The organism is Rhizobium sp. 11_C7_N12_5 (assembly GCF_051811145.1).
Lineage (GTDB): Bacteria > Pseudomonadota > Alphaproteobacteria > Rhizobiales > Rhizobiaceae > Rhizobium > Rhizobium lusitanum.
This window is the reverse complement of sequence record NZ_JBPWPY010000001.1, coordinates 1,999,193-2,023,544: the sequence shown is the minus strand read 5'-3', so window position 1 is coordinate 2,023,544 and position 24,352 is coordinate 1,999,193. Positions and strand designations below refer to the sequence as shown.

General features: G+C 58.6%; 22 protein-coding genes and 1 tRNA gene. 15 read left to right on the top strand and 8 right to left on the bottom strand.

The features are described 5' to 3' along the window. The first annotated feature begins 3 nt into the window (after positions 1-3). From tdh to AB8B29_RS09955, 9 genes are all read left to right on the top strand, one after another. Positions 4-1,041 carry an L-threonine 3-dehydrogenase gene (gene tdh, locus AB8B29_RS09995; RefSeq protein WP_037194576.1) on the top strand — a complete coding sequence of 346 codons (1,038 nt, stop codon included), beginning with the start codon at positions 4-6 and terminating at the stop codon, positions 1,039-1,041. A 449-nt stretch (positions 1,042-1,490) separates the two neighbouring features. Beyond that, entirely contained in the window at positions 1,491-3,551 is a 2,061-nt protein-coding gene (gene rpoD / locus AB8B29_RS09990) for an RNA polymerase sigma factor RpoD (protein WP_037194574.1), read from the top strand. A 103-nt stretch (positions 3,552-3,654) separates the two neighbouring features. After that, positions 3,655-4,455 carry an APH(3')-II family aminoglycoside O-phosphotransferase gene (locus tag AB8B29_RS09985; RefSeq protein WP_037194572.1) on the top strand — a complete coding sequence of 267 codons (801 nt, stop codon included), beginning with the start codon at positions 3,655-3,657 and terminating at the stop codon, positions 4,453-4,455. A 235-nt stretch (positions 4,456-4,690) separates the two neighbouring features. After that, the gene (locus AB8B29_RS09980) at positions 4,691-6,136 is read left to right on the top strand and encodes a DUF930 domain-containing protein (protein WP_113118956.1); all 1,446 of its coding nucleotides are present in this window, start codon (positions 4,691-4,693) and stop codon (positions 6,134-6,136) included. A gap of 134 nt (positions 6,137-6,270) precedes the next feature. Continuing rightward, positions 6,271-7,251 carry a DMT family transporter gene (locus tag AB8B29_RS09975; RefSeq protein ID WP_037194568.1) on the top strand — a complete coding sequence of 327 codons (981 nt, stop codon included), beginning with the start codon at positions 6,271-6,273 and terminating at the stop codon, positions 7,249-7,251. Between the two features lie 105 nt (positions 7,252-7,356). Then, positions 7,357-8,166, top strand: a complete 810-nt coding sequence (locus AB8B29_RS09970; protein ID WP_037194566.1) for an AraC family transcriptional regulator — start codon at positions 7,357-7,359, stop codon at positions 8,164-8,166. 82 nt (positions 8,167-8,248) lie between these two features. Further along, positions 8,249-8,980 (top strand): B3/B4 domain-containing protein, encoded by a 732-nt coding sequence (locus AB8B29_RS09965; protein WP_037194563.1) that lies wholly within the window; start codon positions 8,249-8,251, stop codon positions 8,978-8,980. A 98-nt stretch (positions 8,981-9,078) separates the two neighbouring features. Beyond that, entirely contained in the window at positions 9,079-10,308 is a 1,230-nt protein-coding gene (locus AB8B29_RS09960) for an MFS transporter (RefSeq protein WP_037194561.1), read from the top strand. A 297-nt stretch (positions 10,309-10,605) separates the two neighbouring features. Beyond that, positions 10,606-11,529 carry a LysR substrate-binding domain-containing protein gene (locus AB8B29_RS09955; RefSeq protein ID WP_037194559.1) on the top strand — a complete coding sequence of 308 codons (924 nt, stop codon included), beginning with the start codon at positions 10,606-10,608 and terminating at the stop codon, positions 11,527-11,529. Positions 11,530-11,553: 24 nt separating this feature from the next. On the opposite strand, the gene AB8B29_RS09950 is transcribed toward AB8B29_RS09955, so the two are convergent. After that, positions 11,554-11,946 (bottom strand): GNAT family N-acetyltransferase, encoded by a 393-nt coding sequence (locus AB8B29_RS09950; protein ID WP_376774228.1) that lies wholly within the window; start codon positions 11,944-11,946, stop codon positions 11,554-11,556. A 118-nt stretch (positions 11,947-12,064) separates the two neighbouring features. On the opposite strand from AB8B29_RS09950, the gene AB8B29_RS09945 reads away from it, so the two are divergent. The 4 genes from AB8B29_RS09945 to AB8B29_RS09930 all read left to right on the top strand — a co-directional run bounded on the left by AB8B29_RS09945 (position 12,065) and on the right by AB8B29_RS09930 (position 14,003). Continuing rightward, entirely contained in the window at positions 12,065-12,418 is a 354-nt protein-coding gene (locus AB8B29_RS09945) for a DUF1428 domain-containing protein (protein WP_037194555.1), read from the top strand. 80 nt (positions 12,419-12,498) lie between these two features. Then, entirely contained in the window at positions 12,499-12,927 is a 429-nt protein-coding gene (locus AB8B29_RS09940; RefSeq protein ID WP_037194553.1) for a secondary thiamine-phosphate synthase enzyme YjbQ, read from the top strand. Between the two features lie 171 nt (positions 12,928-13,098). Further along, entirely contained in the window at positions 13,099-13,404 is a 306-nt protein-coding gene (locus AB8B29_RS09935; protein WP_037194551.1) for a hypothetical protein, read from the top strand. Between the two features lie 257 nt (positions 13,405-13,661). After that, entirely contained in the window at positions 13,662-14,003 is a 342-nt protein-coding gene (locus AB8B29_RS09930) for a hypothetical protein (protein WP_037194548.1), read from the top strand. Positions 14,004-14,129: 126 nt separating this feature from the next. Here the strand turns inward: AB8B29_RS09930 and AB8B29_RS09925 are convergent, their stop codons facing one another. Then, positions 14,130-14,873 (bottom strand): SIMPL domain-containing protein, encoded by a 744-nt coding sequence (locus AB8B29_RS09925; protein WP_047638623.1) that lies wholly within the window; start codon positions 14,871-14,873, stop codon positions 14,130-14,132. 164 nt (positions 14,874-15,037) lie between these two features. Between AB8B29_RS09925 and AB8B29_RS09920 the strand changes: the two genes are divergently transcribed. Further along, positions 15,038-15,113 (top strand) — tRNA-Ile (locus AB8B29_RS09920). Between the two features lie 152 nt (positions 15,114-15,265). On the opposite strand, the gene AB8B29_RS09915 is transcribed toward AB8B29_RS09920, so the two are convergent. The 6 genes from AB8B29_RS09915 to AB8B29_RS09890 all read right to left on the bottom strand — a co-directional run bounded on the left by AB8B29_RS09915 (position 15,266) and on the right by AB8B29_RS09890 (position 22,686). Further along, positions 15,266-17,515, bottom strand: a complete 2,250-nt coding sequence (locus AB8B29_RS09915) for an NACHT domain-containing protein (RefSeq protein ID WP_439006465.1) — start codon at positions 17,513-17,515, stop codon at positions 15,266-15,268. Positions 17,516-17,550: 35 nt separating this feature from the next. Continuing rightward, positions 17,551-18,345, bottom strand: a complete 795-nt coding sequence (gene istB, locus AB8B29_RS09910) for an IS21-like element helper ATPase IstB (protein ID WP_421446353.1) — start codon at positions 18,343-18,345, stop codon at positions 17,551-17,553. After that, positions 18,335-19,855, bottom strand: a complete 1,521-nt coding sequence (gene istA, locus AB8B29_RS09905) for an IS21 family transposase (protein ID WP_439006679.1) — start codon at positions 19,853-19,855, stop codon at positions 18,335-18,337. The genes istB and istA overlap by 11 nt, the downstream gene beginning before the upstream one ends. 290 nt (positions 19,856-20,145) lie before the next feature. Then, entirely contained in the window at positions 20,146-20,379 is a 234-nt protein-coding gene (locus AB8B29_RS09900; protein WP_162740616.1) for a hypothetical protein, read from the bottom strand. A gap of 129 nt (positions 20,380-20,508) precedes the next feature. Continuing rightward, positions 20,509-20,727, bottom strand: coding sequence for a hypothetical protein (locus AB8B29_RS09895; protein WP_037194543.1), 219 nt, complete (start codon positions 20,725-20,727; stop codon positions 20,509-20,511). A gap of 33 nt (positions 20,728-20,760) precedes the next feature. Then, the gene (locus tag AB8B29_RS09890; protein ID WP_037194541.1) at positions 20,761-22,686 is read right to left on the bottom strand and encodes a membrane protein; all 1,926 of its coding nucleotides are present in this window, start codon (positions 22,684-22,686) and stop codon (positions 20,761-20,763) included. A gap of 294 nt (positions 22,687-22,980) precedes the next feature. On the opposite strand from AB8B29_RS09890, the gene AB8B29_RS09885 reads away from it, so the two are divergent. Further along, on the top strand, positions 22,981-23,694 hold the full coding sequence (locus AB8B29_RS09885) for a TfuA-like protein (RefSeq protein WP_113118975.1): 714 nt from the start codon (positions 22,981-22,983) through the stop codon (positions 23,692-23,694). Positions 23,695-24,352 lie beyond the last annotated feature (658 nt).

Sequence of the window (24,352 nt, the reverse complement as noted above, 5' to 3'; positions counted from 1 at the left end):
ATCATGTCGAACATGATGAAAGCGCTGGTCAAATCCAAGCCGGAAGTCGGGTTGTGGATGGAGCATGTTCCGGTTCCCGAGGTCGGGCCGAATGATGTCCTGATTCGGGTCAAGAAGTCGGCGATCTGCGGGACCGATGTCCACATTTGGAACTGGGACCAATGGGCGCAGAAGACCATTCCGGTGCCGATGGTCGTTGGGCACGAATTCTGTGGCGAGATCGCCGAGGTCGGTTCGGCGGTGACGAAGTATCACGTCGGCGAGCGCGTCTCCGGCGAGGGGCACATCGTCTGCGGCAAATGCCGCAACTGCCGCGCGGGCAGAGGCCACCTCTGCCGCAACACGCTTGGCGTCGGCGTCAATCGACCCGGCTCCTTCGGCGAATTCGTCTGCATTCCCGAATCCAACGTCGTTCCGATCCCCGACGATATTCCGGATGAAGTCGCCGCGATCTTCGACCCGTTCGGCAATGCGGTGCATACGGCACTTTCCTTCGATCTGGTCGGCGAGGACGTGCTCGTGACGGGCGCAGGCCCGATCGGCATCATGGGTGCCATGGTCGCCAAGCGCTCCGGCGCGCGCAAGGTCGTCATCACCGATATCAATCCCACCCGGCTGGCACTTGCCCGCAAGGTCGGCATCGAGCATGTCGTCGACGCTTCGAAGGAGAACCTCGCCGATGTGATGAAAGCCATCGGCATGACCGAAGGCTTCGACGTCGGTCTGGAAATGTCGGGCGCGGCACCGGCCTTTCGCGATATGATCGACAAGATGAACAATGGCGGCAAGATCGCCATTCTCGGCATCGCACCGGCCGGCTTCGAGATCGACTGGAATAAAGTCATCTTCAAGATGCTGAACCTGAAAGGCATCTACGGTCGCGAGATGTTCGAGACCTGGTACAAGATGATCGCCTTCGTGCAAGGTGGTCTCGATGTATCGCCCGTCATCACCCATCGTATCGGCATAGATGATTTTCGCGAGGGCTTCGAAGCTATGCGCTCCGGCAACTCCGGCAAGGTGGTCATGGACTGGAATTGACCCCCAACTGTCGCTTTTCTACATCGGTAGCAGGTCTCGATGCAGGAAATGCGAGCGTTTGGTTCGCATGCTCTTGTCATCGCGCAGGGACTTCCTAAATACCGAAAGCAATCGTTTATGGCGCACCGAGCCTGTGGATAAGGCTTTTTCGGGTATTTAACGGGCTTTTTTGCTGGAAAAGCTTGACGAGAACAAAAAATCTAGGAATCACCGTTTGACTTCGGAAAGAACGGTATACTGGATCAAGCGGATCACCTAATAACATGGCCGGAAATCCAAACGCAATCCAGCTTTGCCATCCGGTAGCGGTGATCGTGGTTAATCGGGCATTAAAGGTCATTCCGTTAGGTGTTTGTCGGTGAGTCGAGGCTGGCGCAGGGCGTGCCGGCCAGATTGAAATGTTCTACCGCGTGTAAGTTTGCAGCGTCAGGGAAAGCGACGATATAGAGATGGCAACCAAGGTCAAAGAGAACGAAGAAGCTGAAGTCGAACGCGACGGCACCTCCGACGGCCCGCTTCTCGATCTTTCCGATGACGCGGTCAAGAAGATGATCAAGGCCGCGAAGAAGCGCGGCTACGTGACGATGGACGAGCTCAATGCCGTCCTGCCGTCCGAAGAAGTGACATCGGAACAGATCGAAGACACGATGGCCATGCTTTCAGACATGGGCATCAACGTCATCGAGGACGAGGACGTCGAAGAGGCGGGTGCCCCGTCGAACGACGATGACGATGCCGGTGGCGACGAGGACGGAGAAGGCGGCGAGCTGGCGCCTTCGACGGGTTCGGCGCTCGCCACCGCCAAGAAGAAAGAGCCGACCGACCGCACGGACGACCCGGTGCGCATGTACCTGCGCGAAATGGGTTCAGTCGAGCTGCTGTCGCGCGAAGGCGAAATTGCGATCGCCAAGCGCATCGAGGCCGGCCGCGAAACCATGATCGGTGGCCTCTGTGAAAGCCCGTTGACGTTCCAGGCGCTTATTATCTGGCGCGACGAACTCAACGAAGGCACCACGCTGCTGCGTGAGATCATCGATCTCGAAACCACCTATTCCGGTCCCGAAGCCAAGGCTGCGCCGCAGTTCCAGAGCCCCGAGAAGATCGAGGCCGACCGCAAGGCGGCCGAGGAAAAGGAAAAGGCACGCCGTGGCCGTTCGCCGAATGGCGACGACGACATTACCAATGTCGGCGGCGAAGGCATGCCGATCGAGGAGGAAGAAGAGGACGAGGACGAATCCAGCCTCTCTCTCGCCGCGATGGAAGCCGAGCTGCGTCCGCAGGTCATGCTGACGCTCGACACGATCGCCGAGACCTACAAGAAGCTGCGCAAGCTGCAGGACCAGCAGGTCGAACAGCGCCTGTCGGCCTCGGGCACGTTGTCGTCGGCGCAGGAGCGCCGTTACAAGGAGCTGAAGGACGAGCTGATCAAGTCGGTCAAGTCGCTGTCGCTGAACCAGAACCGCATCGACGCCCTCGTCGAGCAGCTCTATGACATCAACAAGCGCCTCGTGCAGAACGAAGGTCGTCTGTTGCGTCTTGCCGAATCTCATGGCGTCAAGCGCGATAGCTTCCTCGAGCAGTATCAGGGTGCCGAGCTCGATCCGAACTGGATGAAGTCGATCGGCAATCTGGCCGCACGCGGCTGGAAGGAATTCGCCCGGAACGAAAACACGACGATCCGCGACATTCGCCAGGAAATTCAGAACCTTGCGACTGAAACCGGAATCTCTATCTCAGAATTCCGCCGGATCGTGCACATGGTGCAGAAGGGCGAGCGCGAAGCCCGCATCGCCAAGAAGGAAATGGTCGAAGCGAACCTGCGCCTCGTCATCTCCATCGCCAAGAAATACACCAACCGCGGCCTGCAGTTCCTCGACCTCATTCAGGAAGGCAATATCGGCCTGATGAAGGCGGTCGATAAGTTCGAATATCGCCGCGGCTACAAGTTCTCGACCTACGCCACCTGGTGGATCAGGCAGGCGATCACCCGCTCGATCGCCGACCAGGCCCGCACGATCCGTATTCCGGTGCATATGATCGAGACGATCAACAAGATCGTTCGCACCTCGCGCCAGATGCTGCACGAGATCGGCCGCGAGCCGACGCCGGAAGAACTGGCCGAAAAGCTCGCCATGCCGCTCGAAAAGGTGCGCAAGGTGCTGAAGATCGCCAAGGAGCCGATTTCGCTCGAAACGCCTGTCGGTGACGAAGAGGATTCGCACCTCGGCGATTTCATCGAGGACAAGAACGCGCTTCTGCCGATCGACGCCGCCATCCAGGCGAACCTGCGCGAGACGACGACCCGCGTTCTGGCATCGCTGACGCCGCGCGAAGAGCGCGTGCTGCGCATGCGCTTCGGCATCGGCATGAACACCGACCACACGCTTGAGGAAGTCGGCCAGCAGTTCTCGGTTACGCGCGAACGTATCCGTCAGATCGAGGCCAAGGCATTGCGCAAGCTCAAGCATCCGAGCCGCAGCCGCAAGCTCAGAAGCTTCCTCGACAGCTAGGGCCGGGCGCAAGCCGGCATTGGCGTTGTTATGAAATCGAACCCGGTTTGCGAAAGCGAGCCGGGTTTTCCATTGATAACGGATGGGGATCAGGGTTCGGGCCATGGCGAACAAGCCGCAGACTATCGAAATGTCTCTGCCGGCACGGCTGCGCGATCTGCTCGCGGGATATGATTGGCGACCGGCCGAGCTCGGCCGCTCCCCGGCCCATGTCTTTCGGCTCGAAGCTGTTGGCCGAGCGCCCATCTATCTCAAGACGGAGATCATTCATCCGCTGGGCGAGCTAGCGGGTGAGGTTTCCAGGCTTCGATGGCTCGCATCGAAGGGACTTGCGTGCCCCGAGGTGATTGCCCACGAGACAGACGGTGGGCGAGAGTGGCTGTTGATGAGTGCGCTTCCGGGCACTGATCTCGTCAGCAATGATCGATTGCCGCCGATCGAAAGAGTGCGGATCTTGGCCGCTGCACTGCGGCGGCTGCACGGCCTGGATATTGCTACCTGTCCTTTTGATCATCGCCTGGAGAACAGGATTGCGGATGCAAAAGCGCGGTTGCTTGCAGGCTGTGTGGACGAAGACGATTTCGATGACGCAAGGCTGGGGAGATCGGCGCAGGATCTGTTCCGGGAGCTTGAAGAGCGCAGGCCGAAGACGGAGGATCTGGTGGTGACCCACGGCGATGCCTGCCTCCCGAATTTTGTCGCTCACGAAGGCAGCATCAGTGGCTACATCGATTGCGGCCGCCTCGGCGTTGCCGATCGCCATCAGGATATTGCACTGGCCTGCGGCAGCATCGCGCGCAATTTCGGGGAAGATCTTGTTGCCGACTTTTTGAAGGCATATGGAAACTTTGAGATGCACTCTGAAAAGGCGGCTTACTATCGGCTGCTGGATGAGTTCTTTTGACGATGGATGAATGGATTCTCAGGTCACCCGATCACGCAGGTGTGTTTTTGAGCCATTGCGGATAGAACGGTGGCCTGACAAGTTCGATTTCGGCAATTGCCTCTTTCGTGTCGTGTTGTTGCATACCATATGTCTGCGGGCCGGCGAGGTCCGATCTGTTTGCCGCTAAGGATCGAATGAATCGATGCGCAATTTCCTCTTGATTGCTTTTTCTTCGCGAGTCATCCGCTGAACGATGGAAAAGGTTGCGGAAAAACGGGACAAGGAGATGAGGCCGGGCTTTGTCCTGTCGATCCTCCTGCATGTCCTGTTTGTTGCTATTTTTCTGCTGCCGCTGTTGCCCGCACCGCCACAGGCGAAGCCTGAGCAGAGCGTCAATGTCGAGCTCGTGCCGCAGCAGGAGGAAAAGCAGGAGCTTGCGACGAAGGCGAACGAGAAGCCCGACCAGCCTCCGAAGCCGACGCCTAAGCCCGATGAGAAGCCGCAGCAGCAGACCGCTGAAGCTCAAGAGCAGCCACAGCAGCCCGAGGGAAAAAAGGCGGACGAACAGCCGCCAAAGCAATCCGATCCCAAGGGCAAGGAGCAGGCTGAAAAGCCTTCACCCAAATCCGCTGAGACTAAGGCCGACAAGCCCCAAGAACAGGCGGAAAAGCCCGCATCCAAACCTGACGATGCCGGCGCTGACAAGCCTGTCGAGAAAGCTGAGCAACAGCCTTCTGCTACGGAGACGCCACTTCCGGATATGAAGGGCGACGAGAAGGATCCGACTACCACGCAGCAGGCTGAAGCCTCAGCACAGCCAAACGATACGCCTCAGACGCCGCCGAACGATGCTGCCGCCGCGCAACAGGCGGAAGCACAGGCTGCCGCGCAAGCAGCTGCGCAAGCCCAGGCTCAAGCGCAGCAAGCTCAACAGCAAGCCGATGCCCAAAGCCAGGAAGCAAATGCGGCCAAGCCGCCGGCAGGCGACTCGACCGCCAAAACCTCCTCTACTGCCCCGGATGTGCTTGCGACCAACCAGCCTTCGGATGTGCAGGTGCAGCAGCCGCAAGTGCAATCGGCCGATCAGAATGATCCTCAAGCGCAAGCCGCCGCACAGGCGCGGTCATCCGATCCGCAGCAGCAAACTCCAGCCGATCAGCCGAAGGAAGAGGCGAAAGCCGAGCCACAGATCGCCGTTCCCACGGTCAGGCCTTCTCCGACGGAGCAGGCTTCGCAAAGCCAGTCGGCTTCGGGCAACCAAGGCGGTCAGACGAGTGGCGCAGCATTGGTGACTGAGCCGCAACCACCTAAATCGCTCGTGCCGAAGAGGGCTATTGAAGCCAAGAAGCTCTATTCCGGTGCGGAAGTGGCACGTTTGTCCAAGAGCGACTACGATGCTTGGAAGAAGATGCCACGACGTGATCGGGTACGTTATCTCTGTAGGTCTGAAGAGACACTTCAATTTAGCCACGATCTCGGTGCGGTAGGCTATAATAACTCTGCGCTATCGTCCGCGATGCTTTCTGATATCAGTCTGTTTGGGGATGGGGTTGCGGTTGATACACCCAGCGGTTGGCAAAGGGTGGCATTTACCTGCCAAGTAGATGGCGACGCGCTGAAAGTTGTCGCTTTTTCCTATACGCTCAAAGGACATGTTCCCCCAAGTGAGCTGGACAAATCGCGCTTCTTCGCAAATTGACCCTGGATGGCCACTTCTGGCATCCACCTGAAACAATAGTTTATTTTCACCTAATCGAAATTCGGCCTATTTCATCGTACAATTTCCGGTATCTACCTGATTCAATTCTCCTCCCGTCGCATTGTACGATTCCGATGTCCTCGATTACAGCCGATTCCAGTTCCGCGGCCGCCGGCCGCTCCGCCTTGCGTGGCGTCCTCGTGGCATTCGCGTCTTATGCCGTCTTTGCCTTCAGCGATGCCTCGATCAAGATCCTGCATGGTGTGGTTCCCTCCTATCAGGTGGCCTTCATCGGCGCTCTGTTCGGTTTTGCCGCCGTGCCCTTCCTGAAGCGGCGGGAGGATGGCTGGATCGATATGGTGAAGACGTCGAACCGGCCCTTGTGGCTGCTGCGCTTCATCTGCGGTGCTACGGGCGCGATCTGCTCGGTTGTCGCCTTTACCAAGCTGCCTATGGCGGAAGCCTTTGCGCTGCTCTTCCTGCTGCCGTCCTTCGTTACGATCCTCTCCGTTGTCTTCCTCAAGGAAGATGTGCGCTGGCAGCGCTGGACGGCCGTCATCCTGGGGTTCGTCGGCGTACTCATCGTCTTGCGGCCAGGTTTTCGCGAGCTCTCGATCGGCCATCTCTGCGCCGCGATCGGTGGGCTTGCTGCCGCGATTTCGATCGTCATCAACCGCGCGCTCGGATCGAAAGAGAAGCGTATCTCGCTCTATGGGGCGGGCCTGTTCGGCACGCTGATCGTCAGCGGCTTCCTCATGCTCTCGGAGGTCACCACGCCGACGGCGACGCAGTGGATTTTCCTGGCGAGCTATGGCCTGCTGGGCGCCTTCGGCAACGTGTTGTTGATGAATGCCGCCCGTATGGCGCCGGCCAATCTTGTCGCTCCGCCGCAATACAGCCAGATGCTGTGGGCCATCGTGTTCGGTTATCTGCTGTTCAATGACAGCATCGATACGCCCATGGCCTTCGGCATCGTCCTCATCATCTTTTCCGGCCTGCTGACGCTGGCGCGCGAGCGCAAGCGTGGCACGCCGCTGCCGGCGGCCGTTGCGGGTAATACCCAGACGGCATTGGCGACGGCGCAGGATGAACGGACGGAAGCACCCGGCAGGTGACGCGCATCTGCCGATGGGGCACGCATTGCATGCGATAGCGCCGCCGCGCTAATCTTTGCCGAAGTTTTCGGGGCAGGAAGCCTGTCCGTTTGGAAAAGGATCATCATGAGATCCGGCCAGTTCAGGATATTCCGCTCCCGTGCGGCAGGTATCGAGGTCGTGAAGGCCGAGACCAGTCACTGTTTTCCCAAGCATACGCATGACCAATTCGGCATCGGCATCATCGAATCCGGCGCGCAGGCGTCGCTCAGCGGGCGCGGAATGGTGCGGGCCGAGGCGGGGGATGTCATCAGCGTCAATCCGAACGAAGTGCATGACGGCACGCCCATCGGCGAAAGCCGCGCATGGTCGATGCTCTATTTCGATCCGAGGCTGATCGGCGATCTGCTTGACGATATCGGCGAGGGGAGCCTTGGCGGCGCGGAATTTCCGTCGCCAGTCATTCGCAATGGCCAAGTGGCGTCGTGTTTCAAAACCCTGTTCCCGCTTCTGGCTGGCAACGCCGCGCCACAGGATGCACTGTTGCAGGATGGGTTGTTGTTATCGCTGGTCGCTGCTGTGATGAGTGAGGGAGTGCCGGCGCCGCGCGATACAGCTGTTCCTGCAGCCATCGGTCGTGCGCGCGATCTGATCGAGCATGATCCCGCGGCACCCCTGACGCTTGCCGAACTCGCGGATGCCTGCGGGTTAAGCCATTTCCGGTTTCTGCGCGCATTCACCAAGGCGACGGGGCTCACACCGCATGCCTATCTCTTGCAGCGCCGTATCCACGAAGCGCGGCGGCTGATTGCGGCGGGGACACCATTGGCTGAAGCGGCCTTTGCCAGCGGCTTTGCAGATCAAAGCCACATGACGCGGCTCTTCGTTCGCAATTTCGGCATATCGCCGGGCGCCTATGCAGCGGCCGCCGGCTAGAGCCTCTGCAATTTTGTTCAAGACCGGGCGATGACAACGGGCTTTTCTGCGGCACCAAGCCAGAGATGCAGAAGGAGAAGCCATGTATTTCCGCCATTCGAACGAGATGTGGAGCGAGTTTCCCGAATTGGTTCCCGGCGTTTTGTTTGCCGAAGGGATCAGCGCGGATGCTATCGTTACAGATCGCATCGCCGGTTATCATGCGACCGCCGCGGAGCGATTGGCGCAAGGCTCCGAAAGTGAGATGCCCGAAATTCAGGCCTGGCGGCGCAGCTTTTCAAAAATGGGGCTGAAGCCGACCCAGTATCGCTGCGCCTCGGAGGCTCTGCTACGCCGTTTTCGTCAGGAGGGCTCCTTGCCGCAGTTGCATCCGCTCGTCGACCTCTGCAACGCCGTGTCGATCGCGTTCGCCATTCCCGTCGCTGTTTTCGATCTTGCGAAGATAACAGGTGATCTCGAGGTGCGGCATGCAGGCGGCAGCGAGTCTTACCTCACCTTTTCTGGCGAGACTGAGCATCCGGAGCCTGGAGAGGTGATCTTTGCCGATACTATCGGGCAGGCGCACGCCCGGCGCTGGACCAACCGGCAAAGCGGCCGTTCCGCCGTGCGCGAGGATACCAAGTCCGTGCTGATCGTCGCCGAGGCGCTGCATGGCTCGGCAAGCGCCGATGTCCCGCATCTGATCGGCATGATCGCGGCGGAGCTGGCGAGCGTTTGGTCGGTAGAGGCGCGGTCGGGGCTTCTTAGCCGTTCATCACCGCGATTTGATCTGTCGTCCGCGATGAATTTGCAACCTGAGCAAAAACGCGGTTGACAACCGGCGCGTTCGGGCAGAGCAGGGGCTTCGACAGAATTTCGAACGATTGAGAAAACATGTCTCCGCGCAGCCGCGCCGGGAGACGAAGAAAGCCCATGGATACGCTGCAGAATCAAGACCGGCCGGGTGTGCTCGGTCACCCCGGCTACCGTTCTTTTGCGGCGTCGCGCGTTTTTTCTTCGATAGGCTTTCAGTCGGTGACGGTCGCCATGGGCTGGATGATCTACGATCAGACCCATAGCGCCTTTTTCCTCGGCCTGGTCGGCTTCTGCCAGTTTCTTCCCATGGTCATCCTGACCTTCGTCGTCGGCCATGTCGCCGACAGGTTCGACCGGCGCCGCATCGGTCTCGCCTGCCAACTGGTCGAGGCCTTGACCGCTCTCGTGCTGGCCGTGGCGGTCTGGCAGCAGTGGATCGGTCCCGCCGGCATTCTCGCCGCCGTTGCCGTCATGGGTGCTGCCACAGCCTTCGAACGTCCGACAATGGCGGCATTGCTGCCGAATATCGTGCCGCCGTCGTTGCTTCAGGTCGCCATTGCCACCTCGACCTCGATGATGCAGACCGCCTTCATCATCGGCCCGTCGCTCGGCGGCCTGCTTTATGGCGTCAGCCCTGTCGCGCCGTTTGCCGTTTCCGCGGTGCTCTACGTCATTGCGAGCATCAACGTCATTTCGATACGTGTCGAGCGGCAACAGCCGTCGTCACGGGAGCCGATGACGCTGAGTTCTGTTTTTGCCGGCGTTTCGTTCATCAGAAGCCGGCCTGTGATGCTGGGGACGATCTCGCTCGATCTCTTCGCCGTCCTGCTTGGCGGCGCGACGGCACTCCTTCCGATGTTCGCCCGCGATATCCTGCATGCCGGCCCCTGGGGACTCGGCCTATTGCGCGCCGCCCCGGCGGTCGGTGCATTGGTGATGTCGATCTGGCTGGCTCGGCGACCACTGCAGAGCGATGTCGGCAAGAAGATGCTGTTTGCGGTGCTGATTTTCGGCGTCGCCACCATCGTGTTCGCGCTGTCGAGCAATATCATCCTTTCCGTGGCGGCACTCTTCGTCGTCGGTGCGTCGGATACCGTCAGCGTTGTCGTGCGCAGCTCGCTCGTGCAGCTTCTGACGCCGGATACCATGCGTGGCCGCGTCAATGCCGTGAACTCCCTGTTCATCGGCACATCCAACCAGCTCGGCGAATTCGAGTCCGGCATGCTCGCCAGCGTTCTTGGGCCGGTATTGACCGGCATCGTCGGCGGCGTCGGCACCATAGCCGTGGTGCTGCTGTGGATGCGGATCTTTCCGGATCTGACCAAGGTCAAGACGCTCAGGGGCTAGGTGCTCCGATAATCGGACTGATCTGCCGCGCCGTTGTGCAATCCCACATCTCGCAGCAGATGTTCGTTTGCTACGCAAAGCGTATCGCGTTTGCCATTCATTTTTATCGGCGGCTTTCTTTCACGACGACGCCAGCGGATTGATCGAGCCAGGTGCTCGGCAATCCGATGCCTCCAACCATATACATGAGATTTTCTCATCTATTGCAAACCCGGTGGTTTCCCCAGATAGAACAGATGCGCTGAAAATCTTGTCGTGTATAATGAAGCCTCCGATGATTAAACATGAGAGATTTTCATGGGAAAGAGGCCGCTTCCACCCCTGTCGGTGCTGCAGGCATTTTGCGCGATCGTCGAAACCGGCGGCTTTGGTCGCGCGGCTGATAGAATCGGCCAGACGCAGACCGCCGTCAGCCATCAACTTGCGCAGCTGGAGGGGTGGATCGGAGGCAGACTGTTCGATCGGGGCCGGGCCGGGGCGAGGCTGACGCCGTTGGGCGCGCGCCTGCATCCGGCAATTGCGGGGACGATCTCCGAGCTGGAGACGGCGCTCTATCAGGCGAGGGCAAGCGTCTCGGTTCGCAGCGTTGCCGTTTTCGTCTCGCCGGAGTTTTCAAGCCAATGGCTTGCTTCGCGACTGCCGGATTTCTGCCAGCGGCATCCGGATATCGAATTGAAGATGGCAGTCGGTTATCAGCGCCCGGATTTCAAGCCCGGCGGCGCCGATCTGGCGATCTGGCTCGGTCGTGCCGAAGCCGGACTTATCGAGGAGGAATTGCTGACGGATGAGGAATTCGTCGTCAGTTCGCCGGCGCTTTCCAAACAATTGCCGCCGCGTAACGCCATAAGGGCCGCCCCGCTGCTGCGCTATACCGGCATGCGCCACACGATATTGGACTGGCAGCGCTGGTATGAGCAGATCACCGGCGGGAGCGGCGAGGCAGATACGCAGTTTGATATTGTGGCTGCTGTGGAGGATGGGCTTCTGTTCGAGAGCTTTGCGGATATGCTTGACGCATGCCGGGAAGGGCGCGGTTTCGCCCTCGTTCGCAGTTCGCTTGTCGCGCGTGACATCGCCGACGGTAAACTGGTGCGGTGTTTTATCGAGGCCCAGCCCGCCGCAGTCAGCTACAATCTTGTCTATCCGCAGAATGCCCTGCAAAATCCATCGGCGGCGTTGTTTCGTAACTGGCTGCTTTCGCAAGTCCGTTCGGCCGCCTGAGCCGGGGGACAACGCGGTCCCGTGTCAATCGCGCAACCTTATCAGACCCGCTTCCGTGGCGGCAAAGCCGAGCTTTCGATAAAAGCCGGTGAGATGCGTTTCGAAATCGACATGAAGCCACTCGGCGCCGCGTTGTCTGGCCAGCATCTTGGCCCTCTCCACCAGGTTGGTCGCGATGCCCCGCCGGCGGAATTCGGGATCGACGCAGGTATCGAGAATAAAGGCGTGGATGCCGCCATCCCAGGCGACATTGACGAAGCCTACCAGTCTCATGCCTGCGAACGCGCCGACATGAGCGAGGCTTCTTGCGAGGATCGGCGAGAAATTGCGTGAGGAAGGATCGTTCCACGCGTTCGCCCAGAGCGCGTTGAGCGCTTCGTTTCCGGGATTTGGGTCATCCCTGTATTCTATGTCCATAGGCATCTCTGAGGCGGACGCTCGATTGGGCAATGGTCGGAAAAACTGCGCGCCCTATGTCGGATATAGTCGTGGCCGATCGTCATTCTAACGTGAGCATAGAACAGAGGAGGCTGACATGTCCTATGTGGATGGTTTTATCGTTGCCGTGCCGAAAGACAAGATGGAGGCATACAAGGTGCTGGCGCGCATGGCCGGCGAGGTCTGGAAGGAATATGGGGCTCTCAGCTATGTCGAGGCCTTCGGAGACGATGTGCCCTATGGCGAACTGACATCCTTCCCCCGCGCGGTGCAGGCAGCCGAGGATGAGGTCGTCGTCTTTTCGTGGATCACCTATGAATCCCGGCAGAGCCGAGACGAAATACTGGAAAAGGTCATGGCCGACCCACGCTTGAAGAATGGGATGGAGAACATGCCGTTCGATGGCAAGCGCATGATCTACGGCGGCTTCAACATCTTCCTCGAGATGTAGCCTGTCGGCCGCCGGACTTGACTTTCCGGCTGTTGCGGCCGACCTGATGCGGATCGCTGCCATTCTTGCCGGAAGAAGCCATGCCGCAAACCGTCATCACGCTGTCCACCCGTGGCCAGGGACTTTACGAATTCACCGACCCCGCGGCGGATTTCGTCCGTGCGTCGGCGTCGGGTAGCGGCGAAGGGCTTTTGACTGTCTTTGTGCGCCACACATCCTGCTCGTTGCTGATCCAGGAAAATGCGGACCCCGATGTGAAGACCGACCTCAACGCGTTTTTCCGCCGGCTGGTGCCGCCGTCCTCCGATCCCTCTATGCGCTGGATCGTGCATACGACGGAGGGACCTGATGATATGCCTGCGCATATCAAGGCGGCGCTGACCCAGGTGTCGATCGGCATTCCCGTGATGAACGGCCGTCTGACGCTTGGAACTTGGCAGGGCATCTATCTCTTCGAGCATCGCGACCGGCCGCACCGGCGCGAGGTCGTGCTGCATCTTTCCGCCTGAGCTGCCGCGATTTTCGCGTCAGCCGATCGGTAGCCGCCATGAATACAACCTGAATGGTCAATTCGCGTTCGGTTCAGCTTGGCTGACATAACGTGAGTTCAATCCCAAGGGCATCGAGCCGGATATCGGGATTACAACGATCCGCAGCAAGGATTTGAAGGAGAAACACCCATGACCAATCTTTTCGCCAAGGCAGGCATCGCAGCTCTCATCGCACTCGGCGGCATTTCCGCAACGGCCGTCACCGCATCGGCCAATGATTTCCATCCCGGCATCCAGCAGGTGCGTTACGATCACCACCGCGGCCGTGCGTGCTCGCCGGTGCTAGCAGTTCGCAAGGCCCGCGACATGGGTCTGCACCGCGCCCGTATCAACAACATCACGCCGCGCCGTGTTGTCGTCGAAGGCTTCGGCCGCCGTGGCCATGATCGTGTCGTTTTCGCCAATGTGCCCGGTTGCCCGTTGATCCGCCGTTAACGGCAGCCAGGTGGGAAAGGCCGCGTTTTCCACATCTATTCGATAGTTTCGAAGTCGCCTCCGCTCGGGAGGCGGCTTTATTTTTTTACATTGTGCTATGATGAGGCATCTGGCGTCGTTTTAGCGTTCATTGTACCTGATTAGCGGATGAACGGTTGATTCTGAGCTTGTTCAGCATCGCGCCGTTACTTCTCGGGCACTCGCTCAGCACATGTTGCAGGCATGAGAGGGAAGCCCTTTGCTCTATGGAGGACACAATGAGACAATTGCTGGCAAAGTTGGGGGTAGCCGTCGCCATCGCAGTTACCGCACTGTCGGTCACGGCGGATTTTGCCGCCGCACAGGGGGTGGATATCTATGTCGGCCCCGGCCGTCATCGGCCGCCTCCGCCGGAATACGACAATCCGCCGCCGCGCTTCGACCGCCGTCGTGGCTGCGATCCGCGTGAAGCGTTGGATGTCGCCCGCAGTTATGGCCTGCGCCGCGCCCGCGTCGTGGATGTGACGCCGCGCCGCGTCATCGTCGATGGCTTCGGTCGTCGCGGTCCGGATACGATGATGTTTGCCAATGTTCGCGGCTGCCCGATGCTGGGCCGCTGATCGGAAAAGCGGGCGCATATTGCGCCTGCCATTCCATATTTGACCTTTTCGCCTTTTGGCGGGGGCCGCGGAACCGCCCTTTGCTCGATTCTGATGAATCCGAGCGAAGGGCGGTTCTGTTTTCAACTACTGCTGGATCGCGTAGGTGATGCTGACCGAAGCATTGTACTCGTTCTCGCCGGTTGCGACGGGAACGGCCTTGTCCATCGGGGCCGCGGCCATTGCCTGGCGCATATATGGCTGAGGCGGAGCGGCAATGCCGCCTTCGTGGATCGCGATGACCCGGCCGAGCTTGACGCCGGCGGCATCCGTCAAGGTCTTTGCCTTGGCGGCAGCATCGGCCACTGCCTTCTTGCGGGCTTCCTCAAGCGCGGCATCCGGCTTGTCGTTGGTGAACTGGATGTCGCCGCCCTGGTTGATGCCGAGCTTGATCGCCTGGTCGAGCAGCGCACCGAGCTTGGAGAGATCGCGCACGCGAACGGTGAGGCCGTTCGTCACCTGGTAGCCGTTTAGAACCGGCGGCTGCGCACGGCCGTCCTTGTCGTTCGGATAGGTATATTGCGGCTGAATGGAAAAACCTGACGTCTGAAGGTCACGCTCGGCGATGCCGATATCCTTCAGCGTTGCAAGCACAGCGCCCATAGCCTTGTTGTTCAGGTCGAGCGCGTCCTGAGCGGCCTTCGCCTGCTGAACGACCGCCAGCGTGATCACCGCCATATCCGGCGCGACTGCCGCATGTCCCTCGCCGGTGACGGTGATGACGGCTTCGTGCGGCTTTGCATCCTCTGCGAAGGCGCCGGCGGCGGGCACGAAGAAGGCAGCGCTGACAAGAGCGGCAAAAACAAAATCTCTGGTTTTCGTCAGTGGCATGGTTCGTTCCTTGGTTGGTGTTTCCTCGGGATTCGCTTTTGCGGATTGATTGTGAAGGTATTGCGGCAGTCCCTTGTGGGAAAAGAGAAATTGGGCTAGAGCCAAGTCGGCTTCCGGGGAACCATTGCTCCGGCGCTGTAAGCGCGACGATTTTCTCTCGTGCCGGGCCTGTAGCTCAATGGTTAGAGCCGGCGGCTCATAACCGCTTGGTTGGGGGTTCGAGTCCCTCCGGGCCCACCATTTTATCTAGTTCGTCACGAACGATGATTTTTTCGTCAATACGATTGCGCTGGCGGGCGTTGTTTTTATTGAGTAAACGACGTTTTACTTGAGTTTCTGTTCTTTAATTGAAGCGCTCATCGGCAAATCAACCAGGACTGTCGTTGCGCAAATCACCTCCATCTGAACTCGGGAATCACGCTGAAGACTTTCTGGCAGTCGTCCCCGAGCATTTCCATCACAGAAGAGACCACTGCCGTTTCGTCTTCGCGGTCGCTCGACCGATACGTACGACCGTTAAATTGCGGAACCGATATTCCTCCTCTAACGATGTGAAAGCTGGTTCTGGTTCGTCCGGTCTTGGCGAGAATCAATTCTGTTTTTGATATATACGCGTCCGTCGCGTTACGCGAAAAATCTGTTTGGGGCTTCTCCGAAAAGCTTAGATCGGCACCCGCATCTTCAAGTTTCGCCACCGGCCATCTTTCAAAATAGAGATGCAGATCGGTGGTGCCCTGAACATCGGACAACGATCCCTTCAGGTCATATCTCACAGGAATCGACGCATATTCGGGGAGCCAGTCAGCCAGCCCTGGCATCTCCCGCTCCACGATTTCCACGTAGGCTTGCTGGCGTCTTCGAAAGAATGCGTCGAAGGTCGTAGCGAGGCTCGCGCGCTCAGTGGGGTCGGTGAAATCGACACTGTAAGGCTCGACCCACCAAGGGTGCAGGAATCTCGTACCCTCGGATAGAAGTTGGTCGATGTCCTCGATTAGCGCGGCGACGTCTACAAATTGTGCTCGTGGTTTCAAGCGCGGCCCAAATCGCCGATCAGCGACAGGGAGCAGCCCCGCCTTGCAGACTTCGAGGTCGTACGGAAGCTCGAATTTCAATCCGTGACGACGCCCGAGATGACGCAGGCGGCTGAAGACCGTTTCCTCCGTCCAGATCGGGCCTCCCCTAAGCCTACGGTAGTCGATCAATTCCTTGATGGCACCGGACACTCGCTGCGCGCCCAGGATGCGTCCCGCATCGGCGTCGTAACCTTGCCCCTCCAGTGACACTCCCCATTCCCTGCGTGGACTCTCAGCCTGACCGAGGCGCACCCGCGAACCGTTTTCGCCCGCGTCAAAAAACGAAAAATCGAGATATCCAGCCCTGACATGCCCCTCGATTCCAAGGACGGAAACGGGCTTTCCCGCTAAGAACATGCGAACATCGCCTGCCAACTGCGCAGAGAAATGCGGCTCCAGCAGTGCATCTACTCCATTGAGAACATCAGAGAGAAGGCTCTCAACGACACTAGGAGAACTTGATACGGGACGCCGCTCCCCGTCGCCGATGGTGAATTTCAAAGACGAGAGCGCGACCTGAATATTACGCATGGCTAGGGACTGCCAAATCACTCGACTGGCTTCCGGTGTTGCCGCGCCCGATAAAAGGAGACCTGGGGTTTGAGAAGTATCGCTGGTGTCGATCCCTTCCAGTGCGGGTCCCAATTCCTTCAATGGAAGTCGCAGCAGACGTTGAACCCGGAAGAAATCGGCCAGGCCCTCGTGAACGAGTTCCACACTGGTTCCGCGAATGGAGATAGCGTCGGCGTCCATGAGCTGCTCCAGTCCCGCCGAAATGTCCATGGACTTCGCCAGTTCCCAGCATCTGGTGATTTGAACGGGCTGAGTAGTTGTTTCGGCAGCGAGTTCCTCGAGAAAGGCGCGAAGCCTTCCTTTCTCCAAAGCCTGGAAAGGGCGCAGAATTTCGCCCAACCATTCTTCATATAGCGTGTTCACGTTCGTTGGAAAACGCTGGAATGAACGTAAGTGCTTCGCTACGAGCTTTGCAAGCAGAGGCACCTGACAGAGTTGTCGCAGGTGCTCGGGAATTCTCAATCTGCCGATTGAGCGGTCGGAGCGCTCTCGGTCTGCGGTCAGCAGAGAGAGAAAATCTTTTTCGTCGAATCCGCGCAGACGATATGTCGGCAACTCGATATCAGGCAAGCAGTTAGGTCGAGACAGTACGAGCAGGCGGGTCTTTGGAAAGTCTCGAACGAGATTTCGCAGCTCCGATACGATGCTCTGTCGCGCAGATTTCGGAACCCGGTCAAAAGCATCCGCAACGATCAGGACACCGTTCGTCCTCGCTTCCTCCCTGAAGGATGCCGACGAATAGCCTTGCACATGTGGAACAACTCGATTGACGAGATAGGCCTCGAACGCGCCTTCGCCCGTCGGAACGTCGGGAAGAAACACCTCGAATGGCAATTGAGCCGCCGAGCCCTCAAGCCTCTTCTCCAACGCCTCTAGCAGGAAAGCTTTCCCGAGTGTTGTCTTACCGTAGCCGGACGAGCCGAGAACAATTGCTCCCTGGTCATCGCCATTGAGCAGGGTGTTGGTTTCCACGCGGAACTGAGCCGGTTTTTCCACCGAGAAGTGAGCCACCTCTGAGTATGGTTTTCTGATCAGGATTTGGTCAAGGGATTAGCTTTTTCTCCTCTCTTTTGGGCTGCTGCAGCCGAGCTGGCTTTGAAGCGGAAGCTATCGTTCCCGGTTTCCAGGATATGGCAACGATGGGTCAGGCGGTCGAGCAGAGCCGTGGTCATCTTGGCATCACCGAAGACGGTCGCCCATTCGCTGAAGCTGAGGTTGGTAGTGATGATGACGCTGGTGCGCTCATAGAGCTTGCTCAGCAGATGGAAGAGCAGCGCACCGCCTGAGGCACTGAACGGAAGGTATCCGAGCTCATCGAGGATCAGCAGATCGAGGCGAACCAGCGTCTCAGCAATCTGGCCTGCCTTGCCTTTGGCCTTCTCCTGTTCGAGCGCATTGACCAATTCGATGGTCGAGAAGAAGCGGACCTTTCGGCGATGATGCTCGATCGCCTGGACACCAAGGGCGGTCGCGACATGTGTTTTTCCTGTGCCCGGCCCGCCGACGAGCACGATATTCTGCGCTCCGTCCATGAACTCGCATCGGTGCAGTTGGCGCACCGTCGCCTCGTTGATCTCGCTGGCTGCGAAGTCGAACCCGGAGATGTCCTTGTAGGCCGGGAAGCGAGCTGCCTTCATGTGGTAGGCGATCGAGCGAACCTCGCGCTCGGCCATTTCGGCTTTCAGCAACTGGGACAAGATCGGCACGGCCGCATCGAAGGCTGGAGCCCCTTGCTCGATCAGGTCGATGACGGCTTGGGCCATGCCATACATCTTCAGGCTGCGCAGCATGATGACGACGGCTGCGCTGGCAGGATCATGACGCATGACGGCCTCCTGCGGTCCGCAGGCGCAAACCATCGTAGCGTTCAACATCAGCCTTGGGTTCACGCAACAGCGTGAGCGCCTGTGGCGTATCAACGTCGGGACCATCGATTGTCTTGCCATCGATCAGCCGATGCAGCAGGTTCAAGACATGCGTCTTGGTCGCCACGCCTGCATCCAGGGCCAATTCCACAGCCCTGACAACAACTTGTTCGTCGTGGTGAAGTACAAGAGCAAGGATATCGGCCATCTCACGATCACCGCCGGAGCGGCGGAGCATCTGGTCCTGAAGTTGCCGAAAGGCCAACGGTAATTCCAGGAAAGGCGCACCATTACGCAGGGCACCGGGCTTGCGCTGGATGACCGCAAGATAATGCCGCCAGTCATAAATCGTACGTGGCGGCTTGTCGTGGCTACGTTCAATGACCCGCTCATGCTCGCATAGGATATTGCCTTCTGCCGCAACGACCAGTCGCTCGGGATAGATCCGCAGGCTGACAGGCCGGTTGGCAAACGATGCAGGCACGCTGTAGCGGTTCCGCTCAAAAGTGATCAGGCAGGTGGGCGAGACGCGCTTGCTCTGCTCGACGAAGCCGTCAAACGCGGCAGGGAGCGCCATCAATGCCGGGCGTTCTGCCGACCAGACGTCCGCGATCGTGCCGGGCAAGGTGCCGTGTGCTGTGTCGCGCCACAGGTCCTGGCAATGCTGTTCCAGCCAGGCATTCAATGCCGCCAGATCCGGAAAGTCAGGCATCTGTTGCCACAGTCGCGGTCGGGCATCCTGGACATTCTTCTCGACCTGACCCTTCTCCCAACCCGCGGCGGGATTGCAAAACTCAGGCGCAAAGACGTAGTGGTTCGTCATCGCGAGGAAACGGATATTGACCTGCCGTTCTTTGCCACGACCGACACGATCAACCGCGGTCTTCATGTTGTCGTAAATGCCGCGACCAGGTACTCCGCCAAACACGCGGAACCCGTGCCAGTGGGCGTCGAAGAGCATCTCGTGCGTTTGCAGTAGGTAGGCCCTGACCAGAAACGCCCGGCTGTGTGATAGTTTGATATGGGCGACCTGAAGCTTCGTGCGCTCGCCGCCTATCACGGCATAATCTTCACTCCAATCGAATTGGAACGCTTCGCCTGGGCGGAAAGACAGAGGAACGAATATGCCGCGGCCCGCTGTCTGCTGCTCAACCCGCCAATTACGGGCGAACGCGGCGACCCGACCATAGGAGCCGGTAAATCCGAGAGCCATCAGATCGGCATGAAGCTGCTTCAACGTTCGGCGCTGCTTGCGCGACCTCCCGGCCTCGGTCTTCAGCCAGCCAGAAAGTTTGTCGGCAAAAGGATCAAGCTTGCTCGGTCGTTCCGGTACCGTGAACGTCGGCTCGATCGTACCGGCACTCAAATACTTCGCAATCGTGTTGCGTGACAGCCCAGTGCGCCGACTGATCTCGCGGATTGACTGCTTCTCGCGAAGCGCCATCCGACGGATGATGTTTAAAAGTCCCATGTGGATCACTCCGTTGCCCCCGTCGCTCACCGCTTTGGGGGGAAGGTTCACATGGCTCAATTCTCAATGGAAATTATGCGCCTAACCGGCTCAGTTCTGCGTGGAAACCAACACGCGTGGTCATCAAGATCATCGAATGTGAGAAAATGGGTCCGTAGGAGCAACGAATGTGACGACGGGGTACGACGTTGCTGATGATGACCCGATGAAAACTCAATGTTTTCAATTGCACAAAGATCATCGAATGTGACGAGCTACATTTTATTTGATAATTTTTCGCTGGCTGCGTTTTACCGGAGTTTTGTTGATGGTCTCTCCGTTTCAGGGATGAGGGCCGGGTATCGCTTCTCCAAGGGCAACATGATCTCGAAGTATAATGTGCCCATTACCTCTCCCACCGCCTTTTTGAACTGGCTGCGCAGCGTTTCATCCTCGACCGCGTCAGCAGATTCAAATAATTTGTTTATCAGCGGATCGAGCGCGATCACACGCGCGTAGACTACCCTCGCAGTCTCTTCTCTCATCGGCCGCAGCTCCCCAGCCTCGTGAAAAATTCTCGCATTTTGCTCGACATATTGGAGGCTACCGCTATTCGAACTGACAAACAGCATTGAGGTGCCGATTGCCTCGGCACCTCCTTTATTTACGGTAACTTAGCCGTCCAGATGACCCGAAAAAGCCTTGTCGGCTGATTTTACCAGGACGGCGACATCCACGCCCTTGGTGATTACTGCGCCGCTTGCCCGTAGATCGACCACCGGCTTCAGCGTGCCGGTGACGTGCGTGGTCAGTTGCACGACCGTTCCTTTGTCGAGATCTGCAACCCATAGGCCTTTTTCACCGGCCACTCCAATAATAACAACTCTAGCCATGCAGATTAGTCCCTTTCTCTACCTGGTTTGATGTCAAAATCCTGCTTTCTTAAGGCCTTCGCGATAGATGTCCTTTTGCCATTGCTCTTGCAGAGGCACGACGGCCAGCCATCTATCCACATCGAAATCAGGATTCGTTTCGAGAGCCCGGCTGACGAAGAAGCGTGCCTTCTTGTCGTTGCCAAGCATTGCCCAGCTTGCGGCCGAAAGCCGGTCTGCCAGATCGGCATCGACCATGCGGTCGATATATCCAAGCGCATTCTCGAAGCTGCCCAGGCAATAGCTGGCCCCCGCAGCCGTCCAGAGATATGAGTCCGGATTGATGGGGTTGAGCTCCATGGCCCGCTGGATTTTCTCAAGAGCGAGGCCGGGGCGAGAGAAGTGGACCAGCGTGTCCGCGTGATCGGCAATGACGTCCGCGTAATGCGGGCTCAGCGTCTCCGCCAATTCCAGCGCCTCGACGCTCTCGTCGATGGATCCCTGCAATAGCTTGGCGACGCCGAGCTCGCGGTAGCCGTCGGCAAGATCCTCGCGAATCGTGATGGCTTGGGTGGCATAGGTCTCGGCCGATTTCAGCAGCTCGATATCGCCGCGTGCCGTCAGCAGCCATTCCTTGGAATAGGTGCGGGCAATGGAGCTCAGTGCCGGTGCGAAATCGGCGCTTTCGCGCAAGGCAGTCTTCATCTCCTTGCGGGCGCGCCGCATGTTCGGCAGGGTCAAGCGATGGAGATATTGCTGCGCGACAAGATATTGGTGATAGGCAGCGGGGCTCTGTTCGAAATAGGCGCGCGTCATCCCATGCTGTTCGACCTGCCCAGCGACTTCGAGGATGATGTGCCGCGAGATGTCGTGTTTATTGCGGGCCAGATCCAGCTTGCGAAAGCTGAAGCGTTCGGCCCAGACGACCTCGCTGTTCGACAGATAGATGAGCTGCGTAAACAACGAAACGTCATCGCCGAGGCCACTCAGCCGGGTATCGAGAACATAGTTGATGTCGTATCGCTGCAGGAGCTCAAATTGGTTCTCGCTTTGCCTGCTGATCTGCATGGCGGAGTAGGGGGCGATCACCCGCAGGCTGTTCAAGGCGCAGAAGCCAAGGGTGATATCCTCGACCAACGAGGTGGCCACCATCGCAGCGCCGGGGTCGGGACTGTGGTTGATTGGCGGCAGCAAGGCCAGACGCGGCAGGCGCGGGATGGGCCTAGTCGTCGCATCACGATCCGACAATGCGCCCGATTCGGACTGGTGGACGGGCGCTGGGGTCTGGCCTTGAGGCTGCATCGACAATTTTGCCGGCCACGATGAAATGAGCTCCTTGCGCCGTTCGAATATGCGTTTGAGCTGCTCCAGCCCACCTTCGGCGTCGAACGCCTTCAGCAATATGCGGTGCGTGCTCTCGTCCTGCGGTTCGGCCTCGAAGAGAAGGAGTGCGGCTTCCTTGATGAGCGCGATGCCGTCGGGCGTCGCGGGAGCCGTGACGACGTCATCAAGCGTTTCCTTCAACATGGCGAGATGTCGCCTGCTTTCGCCCGCCCGCCAATCGATGAAAACCCTGCTTTGACAGTTGGCCTTCCCGAGAAACCTTGCGCGCAGGCCTTTTGCAAGGAAAGCAAGCTTATCCAATGGTTTCTTGAGCGTGTCGGCACGCGCGGAAATAATATCGCTGGTTATAGAGTCGCGCTCGAGATGGACGTCCGTCTCGTCAAAGGTCAGGAATGCGGTCTTCAGGTCCGACTGCCGGCTCTTGATGCGGGAAACAAGCTTTCGCAGATTCGTCAGGGAGTTGGCGATATCATCCTCGCCCCAGAGGAGCCGCGCCATGCTTGCCCTGCTGGCAGAACTGTTTTCGTTCGCAAGTAGATAGGCAAGTATCAGCAATGCTTTTTCCGGAAACGCGACCGCCTGACCCTCCCTGTCGAGAAGAACGATTTCTCCGAATGTTCTGAGTGAGAATCCCATCGCGCTTTCTATATCGCTTTAAACGTGTAATAGCCGCCGAGGTGCCGTATTTCAGTAATTGTAGGCAGATTGACGCCGGTACGACAACGAAACTGGTCCTATATTTCTGCTGCAACGCGTGATTAATTGCAACTCAAGCCCTCACAATTCTGTGTTTTAGTGAAGGTTGTTGCTCCAAATCCCGAAAATGGTAGTTCTGAATGGGGCGGTGTTTGCTTCCGGACTTGAAATTTCCAACCGTACGTGGCTCCGGGAGGTCGGGATGCGCGCCGAGAAGAGGATTTTGGGTTCACGATGAGAGTTATCTTTGCCGGACCGACCTTCCATGGTGCGACTCTGTTGCCGGCTGCGGGCTATGAGCTGCGCCCGCCAGCCAGGCAAGGCGACTTTTTCCAGGCCGTGGACGATGGTGCCAACGTCATCGGATTGGTTGATGGGGTCTATGAGTATGTACCGTCGATCTGGCACAAGGAAATCCTGTTTGGCCTTGCTCAAGGAGTACAGGTCTTCGGCGCCGCGAGCATGGGCGCGTTGAGAGCGGCCGAATGCGCGGCCTTCGGCATGGTCGGCATCGGCAGGATTTATGACGATTACGTCAGCGGCGCCTTGGAGGACGATGCCGAAGTCGCCCAGTCCCATGCGCCCGCGGAACTCGGTTTTCTTCCCTTGAGCGAGCCACTCGTCAATGTCCGGGCAACGATCGCGCATTGCTTGCTGCTGGGGTGCATATCCGGGGCAGAGCACGATCGTCTTCTGGAGACGGCGAAGGCGATCTTCTTCAAGGATCGTACCTATAAGTTGCTGGTTCAGTCCTGTATTTCGGATGACAAGCGTGCCTCCGGAGTGCTGGCAGCCTTGCGGATAAATTCCGTCAATCAGAAGCTGCTGGACGCCCGGCTGCTCGTCGATGCCGTCGTCAAGGCATCGGATCGGCGCCTTGTTCCCAGCTTCGACTGGACCTTCGAGGCGACAAGTTTCTGGAATGCAGCATTTCCTTCTTCCCGATAGGTCGAAGCCCGACTTCAGGATGCTTCCTAACTCCTTTCGTGAGTATGATTTCATCGCCGCCGCCAAAGCCCACGGCCTGCGAAATCTCGGGCGCTATACTTTGGTATAATTGCGATGCACCATCGCCTGATTGATCCCCCTCAGTGGTTGTGACAAGACGGCCCTGCCTGCGCAACACAATGCGAAGGCTGACGAAACAACTGATCAAGAGACAAATGGACAGCTACCCTAGTCGCTGTCCGGCTGCGGTTTCGAGCCGCATCCGGACGGTCATCGCAACAACCTGGACCGCTACCGGCATCCGCCGGGCGAGCGCCGGTCGGGCATAGCCTGTCCGGCTCGCCATCCGGATCCGTCGACAAGCGGACCGACGAGGTGAGCCATGAACAATATCGTTTTTTTCCGCGGACGGGCGTCCGCATCCAAATTTTCCGCCTTGCAGATCCTGCCCGCCGTGGTTGGCACGCCGAGGTCTGATCGGGCTGTGATCGTTCAGCGCCCACGCATGATCGCCATTTGGCACATCAATCCCCGCAGCGGGAAATTGGAGTGCTTCTGGACGACCGAGCGCGGAGCTGCTCCCGACGAAGACGGCAGTCGTCGAGCGGCATAGGCCGGCTTTCCCGAATTCTTGTTTTACCGCGCATGTCCCTGGCTC